Source organism: Salinicola sp., assembly GCF_982684285.1.
Window position 1 is genome coordinate 1 of record NZ_CEXLVS010000199.1, and the last position, 7,728, is coordinate 7,728.

Sequence of the window (7,728 nt, forward strand, 5' to 3'; positions counted from 1 at the left end):
CTTCAGCCGCGCGGCCAGCCGCAGGGAGTCGGCCAGCCGCGACCAGTCCGCCGAGGGCGCCCCGCTCAGAGCCTCTTCGGCGCGACGTAACAGGGCGAGGTCCGCGGCCAGCTCGCGCTCACCCTGGGTGAAGGCCGCGGCGCCTGGCACGCCCACGGCACCTGGCGCGGCCTCGACACCCACTGGACAATCAGCGGCGGCGACCTCGACGCGCTCGACCTCTCGCGCCTGCCGCTGGCGCTGGTGGCGCGCTGGGAGGGGCAGCTGGATGTCACCCTGCGCGGCAGGCGCTGTCTCGCCAGTCACGGCGCGCTGACGGCCTCCAGCGTGACCTTGCTCACCCCGACCCGGGTCGCGCTGGGCCACGCCAGACTGCAGCTCAGGTGCCGTGGCGGCACACCCGAGCTGCGGCTGAACCTGGAACAGGGTCAGGCCCTGGCGCTCTCGCTGACACTCGAGCCCGACGGCGGCCGGGGCGAGCTGCGCGGGCGCATCGCCGACAGCCATCCGCTGGCCGAGTGGCGCCGGCGTCTAGATCCCGACGCCAGCGGCGAACGACTCGAACACCATTTCCGCTGGTAGCGCTTGCGCTAATGGCGCAGCTCAGCGCGGCTGGCGCAGACGTTCGGCCGTTCGCGTAAGCAGGCTGTCGGTCGCCTCCCAGCCTAGGCAGGCATCGGTGATCGAGACGCCATAACGGAGCGCGGCGGGATTCAGCGGCTGCTTGCCCTCGAAGAGGTGGCTTTCGAGCATCACGCCGATCAGGCTGCGGTCACCAGCCAGCCGCTGCTCCAGCACGTCGTAGAGGACCTCGGTCTGACGTCGATGATCCTTGTGCGAGTTGGCATGACTGCAGTCGACCATGATCCTCGCCTCGAGCCCTGCCTGCGACATCGCCCGGCGACTGGCGGCAACGCTGTCCGCATCATGGTTGGGCCCGCTCAGGCCGCCGCGCAGCACCAGATGGGTGAAGGGGTTGCCCGGGGTCTCGATCATCGCCGGCGTGCCCTCGGCAGTGACCCCGAAGTGGCGGTGCGGGTGCGCCGCCGACTGCATCGCCGCCACCGCCACGTCGACATTGCCCTGGGTGCCGTTCTTGAAGCCGACACAGGCGTCGAGCCCGCTGGCCAGTTCGCGGTGGATCTGCGACTCGGTGGTGCGCGCCCCGATCGCCACCCAGCTCAGCAGGTCGTCGAAATAGGTGGCCGCCATCGGCTGCAGCAGCTCCGTCGCTACCGGCAGGCCCAATTCGGCGATATCCCGCATGAGTCGTCTCGCCATGGCCAGGCCCGCTGCCATGTCGTCGCTGCCGTCGAGATGGGGATCGTAGGCCATGCCCTTCCAGCCGACCGTCGTGCGCGGTTTTTCCACATACACTCGCATCACCAGCAGCAACCGGTCGCCCACCACCTTGTCGAGCGCTGCCAGGCGCTCGGCGTACTCCAGCGCGGCAACGGGGTCGTGGACGGAGCAGGGTCCGGTCACCACCAGCAGGCGGTCGTCCTCACCGTCGAGAATGGCGCGGATCGCCTGCCGACTCGCGGCGATCTGCCTGGCGAGCGAGGCGCTCAATGGCATGCACTGGCGCAGCTCTTGCGCCGATGGCAAGGGCAGCGGTTTCGCCGGCCCCGGTTTCGATGGGGTCGGTTTCAGCATGGAGGTAGCAGCGTCCATAACGATCTCTTTTCATGATTGTGTTTCAAGGTTGAGACCCGAAACGCGAGAACCCCCGGATGGGGCTGCCATCCGGGGGTTCTTGATGCGAGGAGGCAGCCCAGGTCCGGGCGTGCCTCGCGGGTTCAGGTCATGTCGACCAACCGGCGGGCACGCCAGTCCTAAACCAATAGCCATAACCGAAGAACGCGGACGCCATCGCATCGCCAACCGTGTCGGCAATGTCGATGAGAGCTGTATCGTGGCGTTCGGTCATGTCGCTTTCCGCTTTCTCGCAAACGTGCTGTGCATGAAGTCGTGGCCCTATCCTAACGTGGCGACACGGTTTGACAAGTCTTTTGATGCCAAACCGTGAACGGTCTCTCTCCGGGCTTTACTTGTGCGAGCTCGTTGACGAGACTGCTAATCAAGAAAAAGAAAGAATTCAAAGGACTTTCATGGCCTACCCGCCTCATGACGTATTGATCGACAATCTCCAGGCTTGCGCCCGCGGCGATGGTCCTGCCTTCGAAAAGCTCTACCGTGCGACCAGCCCGCATCTGTATGCGCAGTTGCTGCGTATCGTCAGGCAGGAAGCAGCGGCTCAGGACTGTCTGCAACTGGTATACCTTCGCGTGTGGCAGGTGGCCGGCCAGTACGACGCCGGTCGTGCCCGGCCGATGACCTGGCTCTCGACGCTCACGCGTAACATCGGTATCGACTGGCTCAGGCGCCAGCGGCCGCAGGAGGCCGACGGTGACGCCATCATCGAGACGCTGCCGGGCGAATCGGACGTGGAGAGCGAGAGCGATATCAATCAACAGGCGGAGTCGCTCCAGCTCTGCTTGACCGAATTGACGACGCAGCAGCGCCAGGCCCTCGAGCTCGCATTTTTCGAGGGCCTGACCCATCACGATCTGGCATCGCACCTGGGCACGCCGCTGGGCACCGTCAAGAGTTGGGTCCGAAGAGGCCTCGAGAGGTTGAAAGCATGCATGACACGTTTCGCCTGACCGATCCCGAGGAGCGCGAGATGGCTGCCGGCGAATACGTCCTCGGCACCCTGACGGGCGACCAGCGCGCCGAATTCGAGGCCCTGCTGGCGGTCAGCGCGGATCTCCAGCACAGCGTCGAAGCCTGGCGGGAACGACTGCAGCTCTTCAACCAGCAACTGGAGCCCGTCGCCCCCCCCAAGGGTGTCTGGCCGTGTATCGTGACGCGTCTGGGGCTGAAGACGGGGCCATTGCAACGGCTGGGTTTCTGGCGTGCGTTCAGCGGCATCGCCACGGCAGCGGCGCTGATCCTGGCGATCGTCGCGCTGGTGCCGCGGGAACCGGCCATGATGCCGGGTGAGTACGTGTTCGTGATCAACCAGCCCAACGGCCAGACGGCCTGGATTCTGAACGCGACGCTGAACGGCAAGATGATGGTGCAGGCGGTGTCGCCGGAACCGATGCCGGAGGGCAAGGGCGGTGAACTGTGGATGATGGAGAACGGAACGCCGGTCTCCCTGGGCATGCTTCCCACGCAGGGTGAGGCGACCATGCAGCTGCCCGCCAAGATGCTGGGGCTGATGAAGACCGCCGATTTCGCCGTGAGCATGGAACCCAGCGCCGGTGCGCCCGGCGGAAAACCCTCGGGGCCGGTGATCGACGAGGGCAAGCTCGTCCAGATCCGCAATCCGACGGTATCGTTGTAGCGCCGACGGTGGCGATCAGGGGTTAGCCGGTCGGGTATTGCCCATCGTCTACCGAGATGACCGTGCCGGAGACGAAATCGTTGTCGAGCAGATATCGCAGCGTCTGGTAGATCACGCCGGGGCCCGGCACTCGCCGCTCACCTTGCTGACCATCGTCGGCCAACATGACCCGTCCCGGCGCAATGGCGTTGACCTGTATTCGCGGCGCGAACTGAACGGCAAGCGATCGTGTCAGGCTCTCGAGCCCCGCCTTGGTGGCCGCATAGGCAGCCTGCCCCGCCGCCCCGTGCCGTACCACGCTGTCGGTGATGTGAACGATATCGCGCTGCGGTTCCTGGCAGGCTTCCAGCAGGCTTCTGGCATGCAGATCGATCAGGTACGGGGCCTGCATGTGGACCCGGAACAGGCGCTCGAAGATGGCCCCCGCCGCCTCGGGCTCGGGGTCCGACAGCCACTCGCCGGCATTGTGGATGATGGCGCGCAGACTCGGGGTGCTGTCTCGCAGGCGGGCAATGAAATCGAGAATCCCGGCTTCGCTGCCAAAATCCGCCGCCAGCGTCACCGCGCCCCGCTCCCGTAGCCCCGACAGTGCCTCCCGCTCCCGCCGATAGGTGACGATGACCGGATGGCCGTCGTCGAGCAGCCGTTCGGCGCAGTGGCGCCCCAGGCGTTGCGCGCCCCCGGTTATCAGGATCGGGGACTGGCTCATGACTCGCCCTCTCCCGACACCGAGGACGCCTCGCCCGGCGTCAGTGGCGCCCGCGCCGGATCGCCCTCGGGCAACGGCAGGAACGGCACCCGCGGCGCATAGCTGAAGACGTCGGAATGCACCTGATGCTCGGCGAGCCCCAACGGCGCCAGCGTGTCCACGCAGGCATAGACCATCCCCGGCGACCCGGCGAGATAGATCTCCCTGCCCGCCAACGACCCGGGCTTCCCGCCCAGAACGTCGGCCAGTACCTCGTCGATACGTCCGCTGTACCAGCGAATGCCGGGCAGACTCTCGAGTTCGGATTCCGGCGTCTCGACCACGGCGTGGAGCGTCACGTTCGAATACGTCAGCGCCCACTCCCGGGCCAGGGTCTCGGCGTAGAGATCGCGACGCTCACGCACCGCCCACCAGATCGCTATCTCCCGATCGGGGTCTTCGGTCAGTGCCGCCTCGACGATGGCCTTGATCTGGGCGAAGCCGGTACCGGCCGCAATCAGCAGCAGGGGCTCAGGGCGCCCGGCGGGGAGCGTGCACTCGCCGCTGGGCAACCGCACCGAGAGCCGGTTGCGATGGGTCAACAGCTCCCGCAGGCGCGCCGAGTGGGTGCGCTCGGGCCAGTGCTGGATATGCAGCTCCAGCCGCCCGTCGCCGGTCTCGGCGCAGGCGATCGAAAACGGCACCCACGTATCTGGCTGCAGTTCCAGCTCGAGATACTGCCCGGGCGCATGCGCGATCGCCTCGGCACGCCCTTCCAGTATCACCCGAAACACATCGGGCGTTAGATCCTCGACGGACTCCACTTGGCAGGTCAAAGTCCTGACCGTCATGTTCACCTCGCTGCTTGCCGTCATGCCGCCCCGTCTTCGTTCGATTTCCCCACTCGTGCCGGTGGCACCGCCATCTCGATACCGTAGCTGTCCCAGCGCTCGTCGACCCGCGACTTGACGGCCGGGTCCATGACGATAGGCTCGCCCCACTCCCGGTTCGTCTCGCCGGGCCACTTGTTGGTCGCGTCCAACCCCATCTTGGATCCCAGGCCGGCCGGCGGCGAGGCGAAATCGAGATAGTCGATCGGCGTGTTTTCCACCATCACCGTATCCCGGGCGGGATCCATTCGGGTGGTGATGGCCCAGATCACGTCCTCCCAGTTGCGCGCATCGACATCGTCGTCCAGCACGATCACGAACTTGGTGTACATGAACTGGCGCAGGAAGCTCCATACCCCCATCATCACGCGCTTGGCATGGCCGGGATACTGCTTCTTCATGGTGACCACCGCCATGCGGTAGGAGCACCCCTCCGGTGGCAGGTAGAAGTCGACGATCTCGGGAAACTGCTTGCACAGGATCGGCACGAAGACTTCGTTGAGCGCCAGGCCGAGGACGGCGGGTTCATCCGGTGGCCGGCCGGTGTAGGTCGAATGGTAGATCGGATCCCGACGATGGGTGATGCGCTCGACGGTGAACACCGGGAAATGCTCGACTTCGTTGTAGTAGCCGGTGTGATCGCCGTAGGGCCCTTCGGCCGCGATGTCGTCCGGGTAAATGAAACCCTCCAGTACGATCTCGCTGGAGGCCGGCACTTCCAGATCGGCGTGGCCACACTTGACCAGCTCGGTGCGCGAGCCACGCAGCAGCCCGGCGAACGCGTACTCGGAGAGCGTATCCGGCACCGGGGTCACGGCACCGAGGATGGTCGCCGGATCGGCGCCCAGCGCCACCGCCACCGGAAAAGGTTCGCCGGGATGCGTCTGCTGCCACTCGCGGAAATCCAGCGCGCCGCCCCGGTGGCTCAGCCAGCGCATGATCAGCCGGTTCTTGCCGAGCTTCTGCTGGCGATAGATCCCCAGGTTCTGCCGCGACTTGTGCGGCCCCCTGGTCACCACCAGCGCCCAGGTCACCAGCGGCGCGACATCGCCGGGCCAGCAGTGCTGAATCGGCAGGCGGTCGAGGTCCACATCCTCGCCCTCGAGCACCACCTGCTGACACGGCGCGGAGCGCAATGTCTTCGGCCCCATGCTCATGACCTGCTTGAAGATCGGCAGCTTCTCCCAGGCATCCTTGAGCCCCTTGGGAGGGTCGGGCTCCTTGAGGAACGCCAGCAGCTTGCCCACCTCCCGCAGCGCTTCGACACTCTCCTGGCCCATGCCGAAGGCGACCCGCTCGGGGGTGCCGAACAGGTTTCCCAGTACCGGCATGTCGCTGCCCTTGACGTTCTCGAACAGCAGCGCGGGCCCGCCGGCGCGCAGGGTACGGTCGCAGATCTCGGTGATCTCCAGATAGGGATCCACCTCCACCGTGACACGCTTGAGTTCACCGCGTGACTCCAGCGCCGCGATGAAATCCCGCAAATCGTGATATTTCATACCGTTGCCCGCATCCCGCTATCCAAGAACGCAAAAAGGGCAGCATAACATGCTGCCCTATTGCATCTCTGCTCGATTTCCAAATCTCGATCCCATCAGCCCCGAACATCGGATCGAGCGATGGCAGGACAAGACGAACGACGACGAGCCAGCGGAGTGTACTGTCGTACATGAGCATGGCGAGTCGGCGTTCAACGCCGTACTGCCGAGCGCAGACCGATGTTATCTACGCTTCATGGCTTCGAAGAATTCAAGATTGGTCTTGGTATCCTTGAGACGATCGATCAGGAACTCGGTGGCCGCCACGTCATCCATCGGGTTGAGCAGCTTGCGCAGAATCCACATCCGCTGCATCTCCTCCTCGGAGGCAATCAGGTCCTCGCGGCGCGTGCCCGAGCGGCGAATATTGAATGCCGGGTAGACGCGGCGCTCGGCCAGCTTGCGATCCAGATGGGCTTCCATGTTGCCGGTGCCCTTGAACTCCTCGAAGATCACTTCGTCCATCTTCGAGCCGGTATCGACCAGCGCCGTGGCGAGGATGGTGAGACTGCCACCCTCCTCGATGTTACGGGCGGCACCGAAGAAGCGCTTGGGCTTCTCCAGCGCGTGGGCGTCGACACCACCGGTCAATACCTTACCGGAGGAGGGCACCACGGTGTTGTAGGCACGCGCCAGGCGAGTGATCGAGTCGAGCAGGATGACCACGTCTTTCTTGTGCTCGACCAGCCGCTTGGCTTTCTCGATCACCATCTCGGCGACCTGAACGTGGCGCGCCGGCGGCTCGTCGAAGGTCGAGGCCACGACTTCGCCGCGGACCGTGCGCGACATCTCGGTCACCTCTTCCGGCCGCTCGTCGATCAGCAGCACGATCATGTGACATTCGGGGTTGTTGCGGGTGATCGAGGTGGCGATGTTCTGCAGCATCAAGGTCTTGCCGGCCTTGGGCGGGGAGACGATCAGTCCGCGCTGGCCCTTGCCGATCGGCGCCGTGAGATCGATCACGCGGGCCGTGATGTCTTCGGTGGAGCCGTTGCCGATCTCCATCACCATCCGTTCCTGGGGGAACAGCGGCGTCAGGTTCTCGAACAGGATCTTGTGCTTGGCGTTTTCCGGCTTGTCGAAATTGATCTCGTTGACTTTCAACAGCGCGAAATAGCGCTCCCCCTCTTTCGGCGGCCGGATCTTGCCGGAGATCGAGTCGCCCTTGCGCAGGTTGAAGCGGCGAATCTGGGACGGGGAGACGTAGATGTCGTCGGGGCCGGCGAGGTAGGAGGAGTCGGCGCTACGCAGGAAACCGCC

The 7,728-nt window shown here is 65.2% G+C and carries 10 protein-coding genes; 3 read left to right on the forward strand and 7 right to left on the reverse strand.

All coding sequences use genetic code 11. The annotated features are described in order from the left end of the window. Positions 1 to 306: hypothetical protein (locus AC3AYF_RS15585; RefSeq protein WP_487779965.1), on the reverse strand; the 306-nt coding region annotated here is incomplete at its 3' end. Between the two features lie 21 nt (positions 307 to 327). Here AC3AYF_RS15585 and AC3AYF_RS15590 point away from each other — a divergent pair. Next, on the forward strand, positions 328 to 582 hold the full coding sequence (locus AC3AYF_RS15590) for a hypothetical protein (protein WP_487779966.1): 255 nt from the start codon (positions 328 to 330) through the stop codon (positions 580 to 582). A gap of 21 nt (positions 583 to 603) precedes the next feature. Here the strand turns inward: AC3AYF_RS15590 and AC3AYF_RS15595 are convergent, their stop codons facing one another. Next, positions 604 to 1,674: a 3-deoxy-7-phosphoheptulonate synthase gene (locus tag AC3AYF_RS15595; protein WP_295038113.1), complete on the reverse strand. Its 1,071-nt coding sequence runs from the start codon at positions 1,672 to 1,674 to the stop codon at positions 604 to 606. A 130-nt stretch (positions 1,675 to 1,804) separates the two neighbouring features. Beyond that, positions 1,805 to 1,930 carry a hypothetical protein gene (locus AC3AYF_RS15600; RefSeq protein WP_295038112.1) on the reverse strand — a complete coding sequence of 42 codons (126 nt, stop codon included), beginning with the start codon at positions 1,928 to 1,930 and terminating at the stop codon, positions 1,805 to 1,807. Between the two features lie 181 nt (positions 1,931 to 2,111). Between AC3AYF_RS15600 and AC3AYF_RS15605 the strand changes: the two genes are divergently transcribed. Next, the gene (locus AC3AYF_RS15605) at positions 2,112 to 2,666 is read left to right on the forward strand and encodes a sigma-70 family RNA polymerase sigma factor (RefSeq protein ID WP_295038110.1); all 555 of its coding nucleotides are present in this window, start codon (positions 2,112 to 2,114) and stop codon (positions 2,664 to 2,666) included. Beyond that, positions 2,645 to 3,352: an anti-sigma factor gene (locus tag AC3AYF_RS15610; protein WP_295038108.1), complete on the forward strand. Its 708-nt coding sequence runs from the start codon at positions 2,645 to 2,647 to the stop codon at positions 3,350 to 3,352. Before AC3AYF_RS15605 ends, AC3AYF_RS15610 begins: the two co-directional genes overlap by 22 nt. A 22-nt stretch (positions 3,353 to 3,374) precedes the next feature. Here the strand turns inward: AC3AYF_RS15610 and AC3AYF_RS15615 are convergent, their stop codons facing one another. The 4 genes from AC3AYF_RS15615 to rho form a co-directional block, all read right to left on the reverse strand. After that, positions 3,375 to 4,061, reverse strand: a complete 687-nt coding sequence (locus AC3AYF_RS15615) for an SDR family NAD(P)-dependent oxidoreductase (RefSeq protein ID WP_295038106.1) — start codon at positions 4,059 to 4,061, stop codon at positions 3,375 to 3,377. Continuing rightward, a complete protein-coding gene (locus AC3AYF_RS15620) occupies positions 4,058 to 4,891 on the reverse strand; it encodes an FAD-binding oxidoreductase (RefSeq protein ID WP_295038117.1) in 834 nt (277 codons plus the stop codon). Before AC3AYF_RS15620 ends, AC3AYF_RS15615 begins: the two co-directional genes overlap by 4 nt. A 20-nt stretch (positions 4,892 to 4,911) precedes the next feature. Continuing rightward, complete coding sequence (ubiD, locus tag AC3AYF_RS15625; RefSeq protein WP_487779967.1) at positions 4,912 to 6,429, reverse strand: 4-hydroxy-3-polyprenylbenzoate decarboxylase; 1,518 nt, start codon at positions 6,427 to 6,429, stop codon at positions 4,912 to 4,914. 222 nt (positions 6,430 to 6,651) lie between these two features. Further along, positions 6,652 to 7,728: transcription termination factor Rho (gene rho / locus AC3AYF_RS15630; RefSeq protein ID WP_487779968.1), on the reverse strand; the 1,077-nt coding region annotated here is incomplete at its 5' end.

What these genes read in the sequence shown, in the direction of transcription:
- ubiD (WP_487779967.1), bottom strand. Translation starts at nt 6,429, where the DNA reads ATGAAATATCACGATTTGCGGGATTTCATCGCGGCGCTGGAGTCACGC.
- AC3AYF_RS15615 (WP_295038106.1), bottom strand. Translation starts at nt 4,061, where the DNA reads ATGAGCCAGTCCCCGATCCTGATAACCGGGGGCGCGCAACGCCTGGGG.
- AC3AYF_RS15620 (WP_295038117.1), bottom strand. Translation starts at nt 4,891, where the DNA reads ATGACGGTCAGGACTTTGACCTGCCAAGTGGAGTCCGTCGAGGATCTA.
- AC3AYF_RS15605 (WP_295038110.1), top strand. Translation starts at nt 2,112, where the DNA reads ATGGCCTACCCGCCTCATGACGTATTGATCGACAATCTCCAGGCTTGC.
- AC3AYF_RS15595 (WP_295038113.1), bottom strand. Translation starts at nt 1,674, where the DNA reads ATGGACGCTGCTACCTCCATGCTGAAACCGACCCCATCGAAACCGGGG.
- AC3AYF_RS15610 (WP_295038108.1), top strand. Translation starts at nt 2,645, where the DNA reads ATGCATGACACGTTTCGCCTGACCGATCCCGAGGAGCGCGAGATGGCT.
- AC3AYF_RS15600 (WP_295038112.1), bottom strand. Translation starts at nt 1,930, where the DNA reads ATGACCGAACGCCACGATACAGCTCTCATCGACATTGCCGACACGGTT.